The 20,810-nt window shown below is 41.3% G+C and carries 20 protein-coding genes; 10 read left to right on the top strand and 10 right to left on the bottom strand.

The window, feature by feature from the left end; translation table 11 throughout:
• Positions 1 to 18: 18 nt before the first annotated feature.
• The 7 genes from NHN17_RS09970 to NHN17_RS09940 form a co-directional block, all read right to left on the bottom strand.
• Positions 19 to 282: a hypothetical protein gene (locus NHN17_RS09970; RefSeq protein ID WP_255042255.1), complete on the bottom strand. Its 264-nt coding sequence runs from the start codon at positions 280 to 282 to the stop codon at positions 19 to 21.
• A gap of 185 nt (positions 283 to 467) precedes the next feature.
• Positions 468 to 1,589 (bottom strand): hypothetical protein, encoded by a 1,122-nt coding sequence (locus NHN17_RS09965; RefSeq protein WP_255042254.1) that lies wholly within the window; start codon positions 1,587 to 1,589, stop codon positions 468 to 470.
• A gap of 12 nt (positions 1,590 to 1,601) precedes the next feature.
• Complete coding sequence (locus NHN17_RS09960) at positions 1,602 to 2,906, bottom strand: hypothetical protein (RefSeq protein WP_255042253.1); 1,305 nt, start codon at positions 2,904 to 2,906, stop codon at positions 1,602 to 1,604.
• Positions 2,903 to 3,367 carry a hypothetical protein gene (locus tag NHN17_RS09955; RefSeq protein ID WP_255042252.1) on the bottom strand — a complete coding sequence of 155 codons (465 nt, stop codon included), beginning with the start codon at positions 3,365 to 3,367 and terminating at the stop codon, positions 2,903 to 2,905. The genes NHN17_RS09960 and NHN17_RS09955 overlap by 4 nt, the downstream gene beginning before the upstream one ends.
• Positions 3,368 to 3,378: 11 nt before the next feature.
• Complete coding sequence (locus tag NHN17_RS09950; protein WP_255042250.1) at positions 3,379 to 3,585, bottom strand: hypothetical protein; 207 nt, start codon at positions 3,583 to 3,585, stop codon at positions 3,379 to 3,381.
• Between the two features lie 5 nt (positions 3,586 to 3,590).
• A complete protein-coding gene (locus NHN17_RS09945; RefSeq protein WP_255042249.1) occupies positions 3,591 to 3,809 on the bottom strand; it encodes a PRTRC system protein C in 219 nt (72 codons plus the stop codon).
• 28 nt (positions 3,810 to 3,837) lie between these two features.
• Positions 3,838 to 4,338, bottom strand: coding sequence for a hypothetical protein (locus NHN17_RS09940; protein ID WP_255042248.1), 501 nt, complete (start codon positions 4,336 to 4,338; stop codon positions 3,838 to 3,840).
• A gap of 1,092 nt (positions 4,339 to 5,430) precedes the next feature.
• On the opposite strand from NHN17_RS09940, the gene NHN17_RS09935 reads away from it, so the two are divergent.
• From NHN17_RS09935 to NHN17_RS09925, 3 genes are all read left to right on the top strand, one after another.
• The gene (locus tag NHN17_RS09935; RefSeq protein WP_255042247.1) at positions 5,431 to 5,598 is read left to right on the top strand and encodes a hypothetical protein; all 168 of its coding nucleotides are present in this window, start codon (positions 5,431 to 5,433) and stop codon (positions 5,596 to 5,598) included.
• A 374-nt stretch (positions 5,599 to 5,972) separates the two neighbouring features.
• Positions 5,973 to 6,176, top strand: a complete 204-nt coding sequence (locus NHN17_RS09930; RefSeq protein WP_255042245.1) for an antitoxin Xre/MbcA/ParS toxin-binding domain-containing protein — start codon at positions 5,973 to 5,975, stop codon at positions 6,174 to 6,176.
• 210 nt (positions 6,177 to 6,386) lie between these two features.
• The gene (locus NHN17_RS09925) at positions 6,387 to 6,908 is read left to right on the top strand and encodes a hypothetical protein (RefSeq protein ID WP_255042244.1); all 522 of its coding nucleotides are present in this window, start codon (positions 6,387 to 6,389) and stop codon (positions 6,906 to 6,908) included.
• A gap of 55 nt (positions 6,909 to 6,963) precedes the next feature.
• Here NHN17_RS09925 and NHN17_RS09920 read toward each other — a convergent pair whose 3' ends face one another.
• The gene (locus NHN17_RS09920) at positions 6,964 to 7,884 is read right to left on the bottom strand and encodes a LysR family transcriptional regulator (protein WP_255042243.1); all 921 of its coding nucleotides are present in this window, start codon (positions 7,882 to 7,884) and stop codon (positions 6,964 to 6,966) included.
• Between the two features lie 146 nt (positions 7,885 to 8,030).
• Here NHN17_RS09920 and NHN17_RS09915 point away from each other — a divergent pair, with 146 nt between their 5' ends.
• The 5 genes from NHN17_RS09915 (at position 8,031) to NHN17_RS09895 (ending at position 13,241) form a co-directional block, all read left to right on the top strand.
• Positions 8,031 to 8,273 (top strand): DUF2798 domain-containing protein, encoded by a 243-nt coding sequence (locus NHN17_RS09915; RefSeq protein ID WP_075713829.1) that lies wholly within the window; start codon positions 8,031 to 8,033, stop codon positions 8,271 to 8,273.
• A 38-nt stretch (positions 8,274 to 8,311) separates the two neighbouring features.
• Positions 8,312 to 8,863 (top strand): carboxymuconolactone decarboxylase family protein, encoded by a 552-nt coding sequence (locus tag NHN17_RS09910; protein ID WP_205158337.1) that lies wholly within the window; start codon positions 8,312 to 8,314, stop codon positions 8,861 to 8,863.
• A gap of 100 nt (positions 8,864 to 8,963) precedes the next feature.
• Positions 8,964 to 9,548 (top strand): tyrosine-type recombinase/integrase, encoded by a 585-nt coding sequence (locus NHN17_RS09905; protein ID WP_255042241.1) that lies wholly within the window; start codon positions 8,964 to 8,966, stop codon positions 9,546 to 9,548.
• Positions 9,549 to 9,887: 339 nt separating this feature from the next.
• The gene (locus NHN17_RS09900) at positions 9,888 to 12,236 is read left to right on the top strand and encodes a hypothetical protein (protein WP_255042240.1); all 2,349 of its coding nucleotides are present in this window, start codon (positions 9,888 to 9,890) and stop codon (positions 12,234 to 12,236) included.
• A 306-nt stretch (positions 12,237 to 12,542) separates the two neighbouring features.
• A complete protein-coding gene (locus NHN17_RS09895) occupies positions 12,543 to 13,241 on the top strand; it encodes a hypothetical protein (RefSeq protein ID WP_255042239.1) in 699 nt (232 codons plus the stop codon).
• A gap of 403 nt (positions 13,242 to 13,644) precedes the next feature.
• Here the strand turns inward: NHN17_RS09895 and NHN17_RS09890 are convergent, their stop codons facing one another.
• Both NHN17_RS09890 and NHN17_RS09885 read right to left on the bottom strand, forming a co-directional pair.
• On the bottom strand, positions 13,645 to 15,393 hold the full coding sequence (locus NHN17_RS09890) for a hypothetical protein (RefSeq protein WP_255042237.1): 1,749 nt from the start codon (positions 15,391 to 15,393) through the stop codon (positions 13,645 to 13,647).
• A gap of 269 nt (positions 15,394 to 15,662) precedes the next feature.
• A complete protein-coding gene (locus NHN17_RS09885) occupies positions 15,663 to 16,154 on the bottom strand; it encodes a hypothetical protein (RefSeq protein WP_255042236.1) in 492 nt (163 codons plus the stop codon).
• Positions 16,155 to 16,358: 204 nt separating this feature from the next.
• Between NHN17_RS09885 and NHN17_RS09880 the strand changes: the two genes are divergently transcribed.
• Together NHN17_RS09880 and NHN17_RS09875 are read left to right on the top strand one after the other, a co-directional pair.
• Positions 16,359 to 17,924: a tetratricopeptide repeat protein gene (locus NHN17_RS09880; RefSeq protein ID WP_255042235.1), complete on the top strand. Its 1,566-nt coding sequence runs from the start codon at positions 16,359 to 16,361 to the stop codon at positions 17,922 to 17,924.
• 1,569 nt (positions 17,925 to 19,493) lie between these two features.
• Entirely contained in the window at positions 19,494 to 20,537 is a 1,044-nt protein-coding gene (locus NHN17_RS09875) for a replication initiation protein (RefSeq protein ID WP_255042233.1), read from the top strand.
• Positions 20,538 to 20,810: the final 273 nt, after the last annotated feature.

Raw genomic sequence — 20,810 nt, 5'->3', positions numbered from 1 at the left:
TGCCTATATAAAACTGAATTATTTTTCGCTGACGACAGCTTCAATGGTCGGATCGTCAAAGTTCCCCGACTCTTGCTCGGCAATAACCTCATGCGCTCGGGCAACGGCTTGAATGTCTAGCATGACTTCCCGCACAGCTAAAGCATCATCGAGATCAGTGCTTGCTGCTTGGGCCGCTAATTTCGTTAACTCTGATTCAGTATCATCAAACGTTTTAAGCTCTGAATAGTTATAGCTTGAACCCTCGACGGCTTCTTTCATTCGTTTCTCAAACTCAGTCATAATCAAATTCCAGCAATAATTTGTACAGCCAGTTTATAGTTCTAACTTCGAGATTAATTGATCTAAAGGCAGGTCAATAGGCCAACTGGCAGTAGCCCTGCCAGCCTGACATTATTGTTGATCTAAGGTGGGTAAAACTCGGGATACTTCTTCGGCAAAAGGAAAGTGGTTTTTTGCACACTTACTCAATCAGCAAGTATGTCTGAGAGACTGTTAATAAACGCAGTCGCGGTGAGCCAATCGAGCAATTGCGGAACAGTTCTGATCATTGAAAAGACAGAATATTCGCAGGCATGGTAAGACTCATTCTGCTCGTTGAGCAGGGCATCAGTTAATGCCTCATTATTACCGTCATGAAAGGCAAAAAAGAATGATCTTGATAGCGGGCACTCATCATGTTCTAGCGACAGCCTATCAGGCATTGAATCAAGCAGACCTGTCAAATGTTTGAGTGCATGAAAGGTTTTTCTATCCGCTTGAGTGGTTGGTTTGGGTAAAGCCAAAACACAATACTCGAAGGTTTTCTTCCAGTTTCCAATCTCACTAGCCTTTACCATGCGTAGCTTTTGCTGGTGGACAGTGATAGCAGCTTCAACAAAATCAATTACAACTTCGTCTTCAATCGGATCTCCAAACTGTGTTGGTTTTTGGCTAAAACCCATGAGAGCGAGTCGCTCATCTGCCGATAATGACTCTCGGCAGTCAAGCGGAAGAAACACCTTGGCTACCTGATCGATATGAGGTAGTCCATACTCGTCAGCGAGTGAGTCGCACATCCTCTCCATAAGCTCAAATGTATCACTTACAGAGCCATTGAGACTAGACTCAGCATGACCGTATAAACCGCTCACAAAAGTCAAAATGGCTTCACGATAAGGCGCACTATATTTCTTTAGATTGATTGGGCAGGCCACGACTTCATAAGATCGTAACGAGACAAGATTATCACTTTCCACTAATTGAAGGAGGTCGTTACTGAATGAAACCGAAGCACGAATCAAACTGTCTTGGTTAGCGCCATGAAAACGCTGCAACTGCGCATGATAAAAGTCACGGCAATAATCCATGCTCTCTTCGCCTATCTGATCAATTGTCTTCGCTATTTCTGATAGGCTATTCAACTCAGCTCCATTGAGTTGATTGATCTTGTCGTTCCCCTGGGCCTGAAGTTGAATAAGAAATTTAACCCGATCAACATTCGTTTTCTGGCTCAGATCATAGTAATCGTCCGTTGATACCGATTGATAGTATTTGGCTTCATACCCTAGATAACATGGCAACTGATCTACAGACTGAAGTGCTAGCATGCCAAACTCCCTTTAGACCTTTCTATTCGAAATTTCTTTTAGTCTTATTGTGACACTTACCAAAAACGCATAGCATTTTAGCCATTGAAATAGATCACTTGGTTTCTTTGGTACACAGAAAGCCGTTCCCCGTTCCGCTAAATCGTTAGATAGCCAATCTTCGGCAGACTTAACCAACCACGACTGATCTTCTGAGAATGTCACACTGAGGATATTAGAACCGGTCAGGTCAACTTCATCCTGAATCATTGTTGGCGTTTCAGGTATTTCATCAACTTGTTCAATCAACTGATTAACAAGCTCGGTAATGCCACGCTCTTGTTCGTTAGTTGGTTGATCTATTGTGTTAGCGATAGCCTGTAAATTCGCTTTGGGTGAGCCGTGGTTGACAAACTTATTGATATGCTCCTTTGCCTCTAACTCTAATTTTTTCACAGCAATATAAGGAACAAAATCAGCAGGCGAATAACAAAGGTTATTAAAAAAATCTTTGACCTCTGTTGTTGCCCCTGTACCGCACATCAGATCATCTATACGAGCTTCATCTCCGGCCACAATATAAGCCGCTAACTGGTCATCATTCCATTCAAGCAGTTTAGAAACGCTGGTTAGGTTTTTGGCCAAGGTATCAAGGTCATGTGAAGTTTCTGGCATTGCCTCGTAGGCCATTAAATCAATTAGGTGTTCCAACGCATCCCAATTTCGAACAAACGTTAAATTCATGCCTCCCTGATGGGGGATGCTATAAAGAACATTAATCATCAGTTCAACGGCTGCTTGCCATTCCTTTCTCAAATGATTGAAATTGATATTTTCAAACAACCCACCTGCTAGACTGACCATTCTCACGGCAAATGCCAGATCCTCAAAGTCAGTGACAACATCAGATGTTTCATCCAATGTCATATCAAAGCTGACATCGTCAAAGTTTGAATAGTAAACGCTGGCTTCACCTTGGCTATACTCAACCACCAGCTGATCGTAGTATGCACAAACATCAGAACTTACCATCTCAACCAATTCATTAAGACAGGCGATTTGATCAATAAATGTTTCAGCTTTAATGACATTCTCAAATGCCGCTTGATATGCCTTTTCATCTGACGAATCCCAGCTACTTAACGTTTCAATAAGACCCAAAATAAACTGCATCCTTTCTTTTACGACAGAATTGGTGCTTGAGTAATACTTTTCAAATGAGGCTCTGAAACGTTCATCAGTCGAGTTAACCTTGCGTATCAGCTCATTGATTTGAACGCAATTCATCCTGTGGTCGTGGAACACGTTGAGCTGAGAAACATCCTGAGCCAATATCATGCGACAACCTTATCAATATCAATCGCTTTCGGTTTAGATCCATAATTGTCGTAACTAACGAATCCATCTTCAGTTTGAGCAACAATTATATCTGGCTGCGTGATCGCATTGTTGATCAGGCAAGCCTGCATTGTAGGTGGAAGTGCTGTTGCGAAAACCTGAATTTGCCGACCACGATGAAGAACATTAAAGACCGGTTTTGTATTACCTTGGCGGAATTTGATGTATTTAGCCAGCGAGGCTTCATCGTCAAAAACTTGAATTTGGGGGCTAAACATACTGGCCTCGGAATAAGGCTCTCCACCAGTTTGATCTAAACGCACCACATTGAGTGTATTTTTATCCTTATTCACTTGGACTTCTTCGACCCACGTAGCGTTACGGAAGTGGTAGTTAACCAATGAATAGCATTGCGCTGTTTTCAAATCAGGCATCTGTTGGAGTTTGTTAAGACATTTCATTTTTGGTTTCCTTATAAAAGAGGCGGCACAAATGGGCTTGTTGCTTCAAACCGTTTTAACCTAACCCGCTCAAATTTTTTGAGTTTGGTGGTGGGGGATTTGCTTGGCAAACCCCTGCCATGCGCCATTTCATCGAATCGCTCCTGAGCCGTTTTAGGCTCAGGTAGCTCCTGTTTTAGTTTATGTTGAGCTTGAATTAGCTTTTCCAATAACTCCATAGTCTTTAACCGTTTGTACTAACTGGTGGAAGGACGTATTCAAATAAAAGTACCGTATCTCCGGCTATGTCTTTTGGCACACCATCTTCGGCATAAAGAGTCGTAAAGCGAACTTGAGGAAACTGCTGGCTATGAACTCGCTTTACCTCAGCAACGGTCATTGTCGGATCGGGATCATCTAGAGATAGCGCACCAAGTTGAAAAATACGTTTTAACTGTTTCATATATCGTTACTCCAAGAACATGAATTGATTAAAGAGAGAAAGCATCACTGCTAAAAATGTCTACTGGGGCTGTCGGTGTTGCCGGAATAGTGGTTTCCTCAACATTGGCTTTATTCGACGCTGGTGTTGCTTTGGCTGTGGGTTTAGCCGTTGAAGCAGCTTTTGGTTTCACGGTAGCTTTAGTTTTGGCCTTTGGTTTTTCTGCGGCTTTTGCTTTGACTTTCTTCGCCAATTCTTCGGCTGGAATTTGCGAGGCAACTTCTACCAGTGTCTCTTGCAGATGCGCCAAACCTTCTGCAATTTGTCCATCGAGATCTTCCCCTTCAACTACCAATGGCATTGCTAATGCTGCGCGAAGCTGGCGAACAGCATCAGAGTCTTTTGGTGTCGCACCATCACGATTAAATTGAATAACCGCTTTCGGTTGTCCATCGACAAGCATCACACGGAAGGTGGCTTCATTTAGTTCAGATTGCTTTAGGACTTCAACAGTTGCCCAGATTGGGTTAGTCATTGGTTCATTACTCATTGAATGTGTGTACCTCCATTTTATTGAAATAATTCCAATGCCAATTGATCTTGCGGCAATGGAACAAGGCCTACTTGCCACCTCTATTGGGGGTGAGCGTGGTTGATCAAAATGCTGAGTTGAGAAGAGGGGTAATCATAAAGTGCTCAGGAAGTGTGATCGTAAATATTGATGCTTACCCTGATCTAGTTACGCCCTGGAAGTAACCCAATGCATAACCAAGGCACGCCAAAAGTGATCTAACTGCAAGGAGTTAGGCCGAGTTGTTACGGATGTATTGCTGCGCTGATGTGAAATCACTAGAGATGGGGTTGGGCAGCCTCTATGTAGAAGAATAGCCGGAAGAATACTTGATCCAGTGAAGGCTCATCGACTGAATACCTGTAAATGAGCGTCAATTTTCTCTCATGTTTGGCTGCTCTTAGCCGCTCTATTATCGGCTAGTTCCTAACACTGTACAGACTTTATTATCCCAATCTTGGCTTTGTGTACAAACTTTCTGGCCTCTGTACAAACTTTATTATTCCAAGAAATTACGCCCTCGAAATGACGTTCAAACTCATCGGAAACTGGGGATTTCCCGCGGGAAATTTCCTAAAAAAACGATGTTTTCTATATTTTAATCAACAACTTACAACTTTTATTTTTTGGGGATTTTGAAGGGTGTTTTTTATTTTTCTGCCCTTTTTTCCGTCTTCTTTTTTACTCAATAAACTAAGCTGATCGATATGATTAGTGCCTTAAAAGCAAGATGATAGTAATAGAATTGATAGTGAATATGTTCAGGGAGTGGCGGCGATGATAGGCGAGACACAATTCACGTTTGACCGGTTAGTTCGCAACGGTATTACGAACATTGATCAAGACGATTTGAACCAGTCGCTCTCGCTCTTTGGTATGAAGGATTTACGCCAAAGGTAATGCACTTTAACGAAACAGAAATTCGGTTTGCCGCATATTTGATAGATTGCGTAGATATTTATAGCAAGTTCTAAACAAGCAGAGCTTACAACAATCGTTAATCACATTAAGTCTCGCCTGATCATCGTCATCGACACAACGCAGGTAAAGCAACGAAGACGGAACACAGCAATGTGGGGAATCGCAATTAACCGTAAGGAAAACATATATCTCAACAACAAACTGCGAGCATTGCTGCCCTACCAAACACGGCATTTCCGCCATAAGACAAATGAATTATTTGTCAGTAACTTAGAGGAGCTAAGACGTGCTGAAGCGAAGCCAAGAGTTGAGCAATAGAGATATATCCGAACTTAGCTTTGTGATCGCAGAGAATTATTAATAACTACTTATACTGGCGATAAGTGTTTAGCTAATGTAGGAGCCACCAATGCGGAAAATTCATGTTTTGAATCCCTAAAGGTGTAACATCTATCAAAATGGTTAATATCTAAGGTTATGTGGGGGAGCTGAAAGAAAGCATAGTTCTTATAGGAGCAGTGTTTTCTTTGCTGATTGGGATCGAATAGTGGCGATGTTGGCAAACTCATTTTTGCCCCATTTTTGTTTAGAGCATTACGACCTATCCGTTCGTCTAATCTTTATTTGTCCTCTTTTTCCCAATGCAGCTATGGTGTATGACATTGATCATATAAATTTAGGCGAAATTTTGAATGAATAAAGAAACCCAAAAGAATTTTGACAAAGTATTCCAGGCTGCGCTTGCACTGTTTGGAAATGAAGATGCCACTCATCGCTGGCTTCAGCACCCAGTTCGAGGACTTGGTAACAAGCGACCAATTGATATGCTTTCGACAGAAGAAGACACTGAGGTTGTACTCGACCTGATCGGCCGTTTAGAGCATGGCGTGTTTTAGTGCCCTTTGTTGTAAAAAAACTTTGTCCATCTTCTGGTCAACCTATGCCTGGCTGACTAATTTGTGCCCCAAAACGGTCTAGGAGGAAATCTAAATACAATTCAATCTTTCATTTTTGAATGAATAAGAATCAAACCTGTCTGTTTTTGAACTCTATAGTGTTTCGTAGAATAGCGCCATCAACTTACTAAAACATAATGAAGGTTTGCTATGAGCACATCACAACTTATTCTTGAACTATCTCTTATCGGCACAATGCTACTCGTTACGGGTGTTTTTTTGGTTTGTAGCTATGACAAAACTGACAGCATAGGAACAAAAATCCAAAAAATACTGACGGGTCTTCTCGGTGCTTTTATGGTGATGGCGGGAACCGTAAAATTTTTCGACCCGTTTACGACGATGTTTGCAAAACAGATTGTACTGAGTGAGCTGCCTTTCCCAACTCTGTCTCGTTGGGCAGGTCAATTAGGTGAGATTTTTGCAGGTATGTTGCTACTTGTGGTGATGATTGGTAATAAGGCACTCGCAACACCGATAAAAGATAGAGCGATGCAGTTCTCAACGCTATTAACCACAGCGATTATGATTGTTGCGGTGTATGTTCACCTGTTGCCAAACGTGCCAGCGGAAGTATTGCCACTTCAGTCTAAACCACCTGTAATGACTCTGATTATTTTGGGGATAGCTTGGTTAAATGCATTTCTATATTTTCGTAAAAATAATCGCTAACAAAACAAACGCCAGATTTGATCATCTAGTCTGGCGTTTTTTTTCATCATAACGATCAATCTCGCTCTGAGTTTATCGAAGCCAAAAACTCAGCTGATTGCCCAAAGCGTTCAAAAATCATGTCTCTAAATGCAACCACTCTGGTCGCTATCAGTTTTCTGTCTGCCCACACCAAGAATGCTTTACCTGTTGGGCATTCAACGTCTGGCAATACCTCTACTAACTCTTTTCTTTTGGCACGCTTTTCAAAGGCTGCTCTTGGCATCATACAGATCCCTGCTCCTGCCAGTGTGGCATCAATATTCAAGCGTAGACTGCTAACAGAATATCGTGGTTGATAAGGAATACGGATCGCTTTTTCGTCTTCTTTTAACTCCCAATATGGCAAGCTATTCCCTGATAGTAGCTGATGATTAATCAACTCTTCTGCTTGTTCGGGCTGACCATGTTTTTCGATATAGCTTGGTGATGCCGCTAGCATTAATGGTGATTCAAACAACTGACGCTGAATTAAATGACTAGCATGAGGTGGAGTCGTCACAATCGCAAGGTCAATCTGCTCATCAAAAAAACGCTCTGTGCCTGCGCTAAATTGGATGGTTACAGAAACTTCGGGGTGAAGCTGCATAAACTCAATCGCCATCTTTTGCAGGAAATTATCCGCAAATGGCTCTGGGCAAGAGACTCGGATTTCACCTGTTAATACTGGCTGGCTATTCGAAAGCTGCGTCCATTCATCATTTAACTGCATAAATAGAGCAGCGAAGCGTTGGTAGTATTCGTCACCAGCCGTCGTCAGTTGGAACTGCTTTGCATTACGGTGTACCAGTTTTTCTCCCAGTTTATCTTCAAGGCTTGCAACCGCCCTTGATAACGTTGGGGCCGAAACGTGGGTTTTGAGACTCGCTGCGGCAAAACCACCGCACTCAACAGATTGGCAAAACAGGTAGAGGTTAGAGATATCCTTTGCTTTCATTTGATCACCATTAAGAGTTGTACTCTGAGTTAATCATTCAAATATGAAAGATTCAAGTTCAATGTTGTCTATTTTTGATTGCGGAAATCAGGACTAATATAACCCCATCAGTTAGCCAATCGCAGTCAAGCATAAGAGAGAGCAGCATGAAAAAATTTCCACGTAAGTTCCAGTACCCACTAATGGTTTCTATGGTTCTACCAACTATGCTGCTTAGTATGCCAGCTATCATGGTTGCTAAGACACTACCGACAAACGGTGTGTTCTTCGATGCATGGTTAAACGCAGTTTCACAAATGGTGCCATCGGCACTGCTGGTTTTAGCCCTCGTTGCACCAACGGTTCGTCTGTTCGTAACCAAAGTGCTGCTAGAGCCAGAAGTAAAATAAATCAGTCAAGTTAATAAGTTAGAGAATAGGAAAAGAAAATGTGCGAGTTTAAACTACACACTGTTGAGTCAGCACCTGAGAAAAGCAAAGCAATCCTTGAAGGCGCACAAAAGCAAATGGGTATGGTTCCTGGTCTTTACGCAGTAATGGCTGAGTCTCCTCAAATCCTAACGGCTTACACGCAACTACATCAGCAATTCACCAACACATCATTCGACGCTGAAGAGCTAACGGTAGTATGGCAAACCATTAACGTTGAACATGAGTGTCACTACTGCGTTCCTGCACACACTGGTATTGCACATTCAATGAAAGTTGATTCAGCACTGACTGAAGCACTGCGTAACGATGAAGCGATGCCTACAGAAAAGCTTCAAGCATTAAAAGACTTCACTCTCGCGGTAGTACGTGATCGCGGGAATGTCTCAGAGGCAGATTTAGCAGCATTTTTTGCTGCGGGTTACGGTCAGCAACAGGTACTTGAAGTGATCCTTGGCCTATCACAAAAAGTGATCAGCAACTACGTAAACCACGTTGCTCACACCCCAGTAGACAAAGTATTTGAGAAGTTTGCTTGGTCTAAAAAATAGTCCTACGAGCTAGATGTCATCGAGCGAACGAGTAAGTTCGCTCTTTTTTCACAAAACTTCATGTTTGGATGCTGTTCACAACAGTACAACGAGGGAGCATATGGAGTGCAAGAAAACGGGTGTAAAAAAGCCATTTAGATTAGAGGAAATTTGGCGGATTAGGACTCGCTTAGAGCTCAGTAATAATCTGATGGAACTATCTCTTCTTAATCTTGCAATCGATAGCAAGCTACGTTCAAACGACCTATTATCATTAAGGGTGTCAGATGTTTCATCTAACTTCTTAGTATTCAACCGTGTCCAATATGTTCAGAAAAAGACTGGCAATGACGTTCAGTTTGAGATCACTCAGAGAACACAGCAAACGCTGAGCCATTGGATTAAAGACCAAGAGCTTCAACCTAAAGACTACCTTTTCCCAAGCCCACGAAAGCCTAATCAATCTCTAAGCTACTCATATTACCGTCGAATCATTCGGAGTTGGGCACTTGCTTTAGGTCATAACCCTGATCTATATGGAACCCACTCACTGCGCCGAACCAAAGCAACACTGATTTATCAGAAGACCAAAAATATTCGAGCGATCCAGCTTTTGCTTGGTCACACCAAAATTGAAAATACGATCAAATATTTGGGGGTAGAGATAGAGGATGCTCTTCGGTTATCGGAAGAAATTGAGAGCTGATTGACAAGAATTAATTATAACAGGTACACGGATTAGAGCATTGACTCTATCACATTGTTGTCAAGGACGTGCTGACGCCGATCTCGGCAAACACGTCTTTGTGTCCAGAACAGTGCTGGCTGGGTATGTAACATGAAATTGCCCCATTCGTTGTTACGCGTAGATAACCTCTCAATTCACTAAAGCATTATTTGACTAACTTTTACTAATACCAGTAATGTGTTGAAAGGATATGTGAGGCTTTACCTATCAATTACTTTGTGAGCCTAGAGCTTTGTACCTCGGACACTTATGAATACCCAGATAGTCAACCCAGCAAACAACGGTCAGTTAAGCTAAATGGAAAGATTGAGCATTACTACACACCTGATTGCAGTTCTAACTGCTTTCTCTGCATTCACTATGCCTATAGCCCTTGAGGTTCTTAACCGTGTAAAAACCCGCTACGGGTCTGCATACTACATGGATGCTATCGAACAAAAAATGGGGTTCAAAATTCAATTTCTTTTCCGTGAACTCATCCTCACGCTGATTACACTGATTTGGTTTTCGCTTTATGTTAGCTCTGTTGATAAGAACACTTTCTCTGATAATTATGTTTCGTTTTTCGAAACTGTATTCTTACTCATCACGTCTACCTTACTCATCAAAGAGTTCAGATTTATACAAATAGTTTTCCTCGCCACACGTTCAGACAGTTTGGTCACAGAACACCTTATTTCGAAACTATCAAAGACTGATAGCAGCAACGCAAGTCATGCGATAGAAATTGAGCTGCTTGTACAAATTGCAAGCTTCAATATTGGGAATTCAACATCTCATTTCGAGACACCAACGGAACAAAAGCTGTTCAAGCTAATTGAAAACGCCTACACCAACCAGAGTAATTCTATCTCTCACGTTACGATAAAGAAGTTACTTGGTGAATTAGCCGTGACTTTAACATCAGCTAGAAGCACAGGAAGTCGCGATAAATACGTATTTTTACAAAGGGACTATGGCAAGCACTTAGTATTATTCTTCGATAGAAAAATTAAAAATTATGACGTATTTGAACGCTTTAGTACGAATCTCTACGAAGAAAGCATAAAAGAACTAAACTCTGACCAATACTGGCTTTTGAGAGCTGATTTTCTAATTGGCGTGCACACATGGGACATACAAAGCCCACAAACAATCCTCTTTATAGATAGACATGTGCGAAGCCTGATTGATTTTCTGGTTGATAAAAAGCCTGAGCTATTACCCGAATTAATAGATAACTACAGAAACTTTGTTTCCTACGAGAGCTACTTTAGTGATGAGATTTATCAGCTCTCAAGCCTCTTTGGTGACAACAATTATGAGCATTTTGACGAAGTGAGTAGCTTCACCGAGATTCATAAGGAGCTGCTAAATAACAATCCTCAAGAGTACATCAATAAATTTCTCTTACTCCTAGATAAATACACACAAGACGCATTAGCCTCTGACGTATCTGCGGTGAGGTATCAAGAAGTAAAAGAAATCGCCTCAGAGTTCGAAAAAAACATGGTTGAAGAGATAATAAAGGCAGTTGGAGCACAAACAGCCAAAAGAACAGCTCAGTACACACTTAGAGCCCTAGCACAAAACGACCAATGGCGCTGCATTTTAGATTGCCATGAAAGCTTCAACCCTGCGAATTCAAAAGCTATGCATTTAGGCATAAACCTCCTCCCCGCCTCTTTAAACAGCGTAATCCAACAGCTTGGAAGACCTCATGGGTATAGCTCACTAAACTCAGAGGAGCTTGGTATTGCATACATTCGAGCCTTACCAATTCTAGTGATGTACGCCCTTTACTGCTGGCGTATCCAAAACCTAGATAAAGAACTAAACACAGGTATTGAGACCATAACCAGCTCTATAAACATGGGTGAAAAGACAATTCAAATTACAAAAAGAATGCTCAGTGAACTAAAGCAATCTATGTATTACGCCCAGTCTCCAACTTATGCTGAGGTATTTTGTTCTCATTTTGACATCAGACATGAAGAGGCTGCATTCAATAATTCAGTAATTCCCATCCTTCATAAAGTCGTGAAGTATCTAGAAGAGCAACTGATAGAGCTGAGAAATACGCAACCACTTAGCGAGCAAATCAAGCAAAATCACATTGACAAGATTTTAATGAAAGGCACTGACTTAGCGACTAAGTTCCCACTGCTGAGTTATGTATCTCTTTGTAAACAAAAACAAGACCCAATTAAATTCCCCCCAATAACACATAGTAGGGAAGAATTTCTTGATAATACTGGTGTTGGGTATGGCTTATCCAATCGCCGCATCATAGAGAACATTCACAATCAGATTGCGCTACAACAGATAACTACTGGCGGGTCACCAATTTGCGACCTTAACCTTAACGACATAAAAGACAATCACACTATCATCATTAGCCACAAGGACTGGCAAGCCCTCCGTGAGTCTAGTTGCGCTGATAAGATCAGAAACATAAACAGACACTTAGTTCACTCCAATACTCTACTAGATGCGTTCTACCTTCACGACACAAGTTCATGTAACCCAATAGCAAAACTACACTCACAAAATAATGATGGAGTGACAAGGCTCACCTGTGACCACATAGATAACGCATTTGAATTTAACTTCAAAGATGAAGGTGGCGCAGTCGCAATAGAGATAGACGCTCACATTTACTTTTAACGGGATGATTAACTTTTGAGGCTCCTGATTTTCGTTGAGCAGAATTTGCGATACTGTAGCTAATCCGTTACTAGCAAATTTAGTAAAGCCCCTAAAACATTTTTGTCCATCTTCGTTTCAGCCAGCTTTGCGCTGTTTGTGTGCGCTGGTTCTGTTTATACCTGATATTTTTGGCGTAATTGCTTTCATCAATCGAGTTACGCAACTTTTGTCTGGTGCTTAATTTTTATACAGCACTGCCCTGATCACACTTTCATGATTAAGTATAAATTACAATTACTTCAACCAAAAAAGAAGGTGGATGTCATGGAAGATATTACACAACAACGGGGTGATGCGAATATACAATTTGCACTAATACTGATCGGTATCGCTGTATCAGTCTACATAGGTGGGCTTTTGGCTTTCCTTTATATCAAATTCATTCATGGCAAGTTTCACCAAGATAGTATTGAAGAGAGTATTCTAAAGAACGTAATTGCTGTTTCTGTCGTTACAGGGGTAATGTACGCAGCTAGCTGGATAGGTGTACATCTAGCTAATAATCAGTATCCATATGATATTTACCCGCTAGCGCAAGCGTTCTTTGTGGAATGTCTTTTGGCCATGACTTGGTCGAGCATCGTACACTACAAGTGGAAGGAGAGTACACCAAAGCGACTAGTAGCGCTTTGGGTTGGACTGGCTGCTATCTTTATTTGCTGGGAAAGTTTTCTTGAAGCTCTTATATTTGGGGTAAACTTTCGCTGGTTGTTAGAACTTGGTTTTTACCAACATGTTTTCTTCCAGACAATAAACACATCTGTAGATGCATTCCATGGTGCAATCGATATTATTACAAATCCCAAGCAGTATGCGATCGATTTATTCTATGACTGCTACGGTATTCAATTTCTAATGGTCAAGGATTTCCCTAAATGGTCAGTAGTTCTTCTTGGTGGCCTTGTACTGATGTCGCCAAAATATATTTTCCAACATGTAGCAGGAGAAGAAAAAAACCAGTAACAAGAATACACGACTTGCAGTGGGTAAGGAGATTTGGCCAGACACATGTAGGTTGGTCTGAAGTGTCATAGTTGCAATACTAGAAGTAATCAGAAAAGTCAGACTACTCTATGAATCGTAACTCGGAATTGTCCAGAGACGTGTTACATACCCATGTACGCATAAAACATGGGTATTTAAATCACCCGGTGTTGATTAAACCCTAGTTCAAATCTACCCTAACCGATTTTTTTAGCCTTGAAGCTGGATAACCAACCAAGGTGACAAGGTGTGTCTGGTCGAGTCGTTAGCCTTTAATCTAAATACATCAAGGCTAACGGCTAACTCAAGGTATTAACTTAGAGGCCCGCTCATTACTAAATACGAGCCCGTAAACCACCAGCCTAACATCATTACTCTGTAATTACTCATTAAGCTTACACCCTACACCTACGAGATATGGATAATAACCTGATGCTGAGGGGATTTCATCAATGTCCGCATAACACTCCTCCCTGTACGAAGCTGAATAAACTTGTATGCCTGCTTTGCTAATAGAATGCATAAATTCAGAGAAAAATGACTCAACTGGATAATCTGGAGAAGCTTGATTGTGTAATAGCTCAAAAATAATGAGATCGTTATCATCCTTGTCTAGCCCAACAACGCAGTTTATCTCGTTACCTAACGGGCCTTCAACATACGTATAGCTAAGCTTAACCACACCAGCACGTTGAAGCCGGTGTGTGAAAGGCTGATATGCAGCCAACTCAAAATCTACATCATTCGTGTCTTGGTAAAAAGTGCTATTTTCATTCGTCAGGAATTCAGGCTGGTCCTCACAAATACCTTTTCTATCAACCAAAATTAAAACGGATAGTGAATCCGATATCAGGGGTTTAGTCTTGGCTCCAATCGTATTTGCACGAGTGAGCGATAGATATTGCTTCAGCTCGTACTCTTCGTTTAAGTTGAAAATGGCAGTGATGAAATGCTGCCGTAGAGCTAATATGGACTTATGCATATGTTTGATTTGCGCATCTGAAGCTCCATATTCCGACAGTTCTAACGACAACATCTCTATTTTCATTACATTAAGGAAAACAGGTGTGTCATCATTGATATAACGCACCGAGCTACAAACCAGGCTAATTTGATTATGTGTCGTTTCATTCGAGCCAAAGCAAGTTGTAAATGCAGGTTGCTTATTAAACTCATGGTAAACCAGTGTTGAGATGATTAGGCCTGAACGCTTTAGCAGGTCTGCACCATAGCTGTCGACATAGTCAGGGATTGCAACTGATACTTTGCTATTGTCACAATTATTCTGTGCATTTAAGTGATACTGACTTTGATTGGGTTCAGAAGATATTTCAATCACCTCAACCACGATGCTTTCACTGAGGCGAGAATCCTTTGGAGCCAGTGCGTATAACTTACCGAGCATTTTCTCACGCAGGGTACTTATATTTTGTTTGGTGTTCCTAATCACCAAAGACGCAAACCCCGAGGTGTACATCAGGTGATCAATTGTCTCACCATCATCACCTAAAACACTTTCTATTCTTGAACCTGGCAAATAGCGATTAGCTTCGTCGTAATATAAGACGGACCTTTCAAAATTAATGAGCCCTGTAATATCCAATTCATCACGATTAATCAGCCTATTTGAATTTACTTCAGACACTGACATTGACGGAATTCCTGATGCCTGCGCAACGGAGCGGAAGAGAGAAGGAAAGTATTCAGCCTCATCGACTCGATCAAGACTATTTATGCCCACATATTGATCATCTATCGGTAATGATCGGATGGCCAGCTGGAAACAAATGAGCTCACCAACATCACTACAAGAATTTATCTTATCTCTGGCTGTCGAGAGCTCTAGATCATAGTCGGAATTGAAATTTTTAATTTCTTTATGATGAAAGCGGCAATGATCGATATACTCGCAATTGATGTGGTTTACCAAGTTCATCTGAAAAACCGGCTTAACTTTAAGTCGCAGGATAAGGTGGGTTTCACTTGGAAAACCAAAAGCACGAGCGACAATTTTTTTTACCGACTTAAAACTGACATCTTTGCCCCAGATCTTTCTAAGCTGGTGGCAAAGAGTTGTGAATTCGTTTGGAGTAACAAGCGCAATACACTCGTCAAGGCTGTCATTTTTCATTGCTATTAATCCTATATATAGCACTGATGCCCGCCAATCAACGCTAATCTGAGTAATAACAACCAAATTGTAGGTGTCTCAATTCATGATGTAATGCGGACTCTTGCAACTGACGCGGGCTGGTTGAGACGAGTAATCTAAGACAATAAAATCATCTTCTTAACGCATGTACCATGTTAACGAACAAACTGCCCGTTAGCAATGTCCTGTTAACTGAAAGAAGAAAGCTTCCCTACAATACGATTAGTGGTATCAAAGTTAACTGTTAATTACTCAAGGATAGGATTTGGCTTAATGAGTGTTTCTATGAGATCTCCGTTCTCGAAACGGAGTTCTTCAATCTGAGAATACAAAGGTGGAACATGAAAATCAGGTATTTGCTCACCTGCATTTAACGTGAAGACACCTGAGACCCATTCAGCAAAAAGTGGCTCATTCTCACCGGTAAACAGCATATTTTGAAGCGTAGTTCCTGGGTCTGGATTAAAAAACATACCAGCTTTGTAAATGGCTGGATTTGTCGAACACCAGTCATAAGTTATCGTATCTAACATCAATAGATTGCCCTCCAAACGCCACTGAAGCGTATATCCTTGCCAATTTGAAGAGCACCAGTGTGATTCAGGGTGATGAATTAGCGCAAAATCTTCAATTCGCTTAGCCATTGCTTCTGTCAGTGAGTGTCTTGGTTCACGGGTAACCTTCACCACACTTTCCACAATCAAAGTCGGTGATATCTGAATAGTTGCATTCGCAATCAATGGAAAAGCCAATAGGGCAGGTATCAGTATTCTCATGCTTCACTCTGACGATCTATTTATGTCTTAGTTGCTGCTTCCAGAATATCGTCTTATGAATGAAATGTCTTTAACGCACATCAAACAAACCTGCAAACTCGCACTTCTGAAACAGATTACAGTCGGTCAAACACTATCTTTAAGACTAATGAGCAGGAGTGGAAATCAATGAGAAAGGCCGTAATTTATATTTCACATGATGAAAGATTAACTAAAGTCGGTAAATCATTTCGAATGCTGCCGCGCGAACAACGTGCTCGTACAGATAATGCCTATTATGTCGTTGAGCATACGTTTGAAGTTTTAGTTGAAGACGACAGAGAGTTAAGGCGGCTAGAAAATCGAATTCACGAATTTTTACGTGAATACTTCACCCCCGTAAATCACAAGGCAACTACGAACAGCAGCGAATGGTACGATTCAGCTCCGAAGGCTATCAAACCCTTTGTTGAGTTAAAGGTTTTGGAACACCGCGAGCGCCAGGCACGAGAAGAGTGCACTGATATAAAAGACAAACTGAAAACCGCTGATGAGCTGAACAAACAGCTGGTAGTCAGGAACTCAGAATTAAATAATCAATCCAACGAATGTAAACTAGAAACGATTTTAAAAACCACTTCATTTACTTCTCTTTCCCTAAACCTCGAATTAAGCTATTTACTCAATAAGCAGTGCGCAGAATATCGCGACTCGATTAATTTACGTATAGGGCACGGCGATGTCGAAGCTATGTTCCTTGAAGGTAAGCGCCTCATAAACAAAGACGAGTTGTCCGAACAAGCCGTGAAATGGATTGGTAGAGCGAGTCATACCCTTTTTCCTGCAGAAGTATTATTAGCGACTGCCTGTCTTGAAGCTGCTTTTTTTGATACACCATATGGGCTTGAATCGCTGGGTGAGTCATTTGAGGAGGGTAAAGTATTAGATTGCAATCCAATGCTTGCTGCTAAATACTACCTCAAAGCTGCAGAGTTAGGATCGAGCAATGCAATGGCTAAAATTTGCATTTTTTTTAATGAAGGTTACGGAGTGGAAAAAGATCCAGCTCAAGCATTTCTTTGGGCCAACAAAGCAGCATCTGCTGGACATGCTAAAGGACTAGAAATGTTAAGTAACTACTATTCATCAGGGGTAGGAGTTGAACCCGACCAGGAAAAAGCATACCAACTCTTAATTGAAGCATCACAAGTAAATGAATTCTGCGAAAATAGAATTAGCAACCACGTTTTCAATCTGCTTTGTGTCGATACCCATTTTGGTAAAGGTACTCATGTTGACCTAGAACAATCATACAATTGGGCAAAAAAGTCTTCCGAACGGGGTGATTCAATCGGTCGTTTACTTCATTATTACTGCCTAAAAGAGGGGTATGGTGTTACGGCCAATTTGGAACAGGCGAAAATACATCTCGATGCTTGGATTGATGCCGGTGATCCATTTGCATTAGCAGCCCGTTACAAAGACCATCGTTCAGAGCCAGATTTTCTCTTGAGAGCTTTAGAAGCTAACCCAGACAAACCTTTAAATTTTGTTCACTTCTACCTGAGCAAGTCTAACTTTGCTCAAGATGTCGCTTTTGCAATTATCCTGTGTGAAGATATTTATGAATTTGCCCACCTTAAATGCGCTGTTGAACTCTTGATTGATATTTACACTGACGGCGAAGTAACTGAACCAGACGCCGAAAAAGCGGCTTACTGGCGCTCAGTATTAAACAGCTCAGACACTAACTAATCTACCTATTTCGATCTCCATAAGGTTATGGGAAATTATCGGAAAAGTGGGGATTTCCCGCGGGAAATTTCTTAAAAAAACACCATTTTAATCATTATAATCAACAGCTTACAGATTTTATTTTTTGGGGATTTTGAAGGGTGTTTTATTAGTTTTTAGCAAAATCGCGTAAACCCTCGCCCGATCGGCGGTGAGTAGTCACATTGAGCTAATCTATGGCTTTTACTTTACTAACTATGTACCAATCTTATGCCTAAACCAGAAAACCGGCTATCGCCAACTTTAAGGAACTCCATGACCAGCAAGCGCTCTATGGTAAAAGGCACTTGTTTTGCTCAATGTATAAGAGCCTGTTTGCTGATATAGAAATTCGAGAGTTGCCGATAGGACCAAACCAGGCCTATTTGCCATAAGCGCCTAAGGGGGCCTGTTTAGTTTGAATTTGGATGGTCCGCTCTTATGCTATGAGAACAAGAGAGGTACATAGTTCATGTAAAAGACGATCAGTCCTAGTATCTTCAATGTCATACCCGTTTTAATTTACTCAAGCGAACAGTCGACTCTTAAAAAATATACGACGTATGTATGCTTAATTCGCGATATACAGAGTTACCATACATGTCGTATCCGGCACGTTAGTAGTGATAACAGGAGCTTCAGTGTGGAGTATTACAACTGTTCAATAACTTAGTCTAGGTACGATGCGGAGCACAGGCAGATTAAGACCGCTATAGAACGATTCAATTAACACTTCACAGCCCGCCTTCACGACAATAGACAAATATAGTATTTGCCAGAGTGATGGCACTCAGTACGGGGAGCACGCCCAATTTACACTCCCAATACCTTTCTAACCCAGAGACCCGACCTAATTGACACAATATTGTTGTCAAACAAGGGAGATTTCTTCACAAGATCATCAATCAACAAAAAGAAGAGCTCGGTTATTGTGGCCGGAGGCCGAACCCGTGTGCCTGTGGTTAACTATAGCGAAGCGAGTTATCCACATGTCCACGGAATATAATAGATCTATATGATCTTTATTAAAGATCTATTTAGATCTATAAAAGATCTATACGTCGCTGTAAAATCAGATAAATCAACACCTTATAACAGTTGCAATGTACTTTTCTTGTGGTAACTATGTACCTTTCTTGTTCTTACTGTAGGCTTTATTTGTGGTAACTATGGCTTCTACTTGTGCTAACGGTAGGATTTACTTGTTCTAACTATGGCTTTTACTTGTGCTCCCACAAACCAATGACCCATTCAATTATAAGCCTCTGTTTACCCTGAAGATGACCACGCCAAGACAAATGTGGGCTTTACTTGTGCTAACTATGTACCAATCTTGTTCTGATCTCCAAATTAGCAATTTTAATTCATCACAAGCAAGAAAAATGTACCACTCTTGTTCTAAAGCCCTAACTATGTACTAACCCTGTTCTTAAATGGTTGATCCTTAGGTTTGGATCACGCTATGATAAACAAACTATGTACCGTTCTTATGCATTTGGCACAGGAGTGGTACACAGTTCACATTAAACACGGACAGTATTAGGGTCGCTAATGGCACAACAAGTTATCCGCTCGGCTAATTTCTCAGATGTCGACTACAAGTATTTCAAAAAGTCGCATGAGCTCGTTTTTTCTCAACTAGCTCTGACGCCGCTGGAGCATGACTTGTTCGCTCTAATGCTGACACAGCTGAACAAAGAGCACTGGGCTGATGACAGTATGCCCGACATACGTGTCAGCCCACGCTATGAATTTGGTTCTGATGTACTGTGTGAATGGCTAGGCGTAGAAAAGAAGCATATTTACACATACATATATGAGCCGTCCGAGCGACTGTCGTCCAAGAAGATCGGCGTGCTCAACGACGAAAAGAAAAAGTTCGACTTTATCCCCTTGTTCCAGCGTATCAGCTACGAGGACGGTACACTTACCATGGTGCCAAATTTTGAGCTTATGGAGCAGTACCTTGGTCTGAGTAAGGGCCATTCCCAGATCCCACAGGGTACCTTCCGCAGCTTGAATAAAGAGCATGCGAAACGGCTGTACGCTATGATCTGCCGATTTAAAGACTACGGCAAACTTAAGTCGTTTCAGATCGAGGAATTACATGGCCTATTTGGACTGCTTAATGAGAAGGGTCAGCTCGCTAAACCGTCGTATAAAAGCAACAGCGAGTTTTTTAGGAAGCTACTCAAGCCGACTATAAAAGAAATTAGCGAAAAAGAGGCTGGCATTACTTTCCATATCGATGAGAAATCCGGCAACTTTGGCTACCAACCTATCAAAACTGGTCGTAAGATCACTGGAGTTAAGTTCCTCTATACCTGGAATGTACAAAAAGCCGAACCTAAGCCGAAGCAAGAAGCCCTAGAAAATATTACAGGGCGACAACTACTACTCACCTATGAGCTAGTATCGACCTTTGAACCAGACCAACCAGGCAATCCATCGTCGCAAGAGCTCATTGATATGATGAACAACATCAACTTCTTCATCGGCACAGGAAAAACGTTTGATGAAAGGCTGATGGTCAATTACGGGATGGCGCTGGCAGAGGCGCATGCAAGGGAAACTGAAGTAGCCACTGACTCTTGAGTTAGCGTGTTTTTTTCTGCTATTTATTCCAACAATTTTGTCTCACACGCATTTTTCACCAAGATACAGTTTGTGCCGCATCACATACTCAGTACCAGTTAGAGTATGTGATGAGAGTGATAGAGCGTTAATACCGCAATCGGGCATGCTCAGCCAGCTCTTGCAACTTAACCTATTTTGCATATAACCCTAAAAATAGCCCTCATACCAAAAAAAAGACTATTGAACAAAAAGAAAATCCTCTTATACTAAGAAAATACCAAACCATTTGAT

The sequence above is a fragment of the Photobacterium pectinilyticum genome, from assembly GCF_024357955.1.
Classification (GTDB): domain Bacteria; phylum Pseudomonadota; class Gammaproteobacteria; order Enterobacterales; family Vibrionaceae; genus Photobacterium; species Photobacterium pectinilyticum.
Note: the sequence above shows the minus strand (reverse complement) of the source record. Positions and strands in the feature narration are given on the sequence as shown.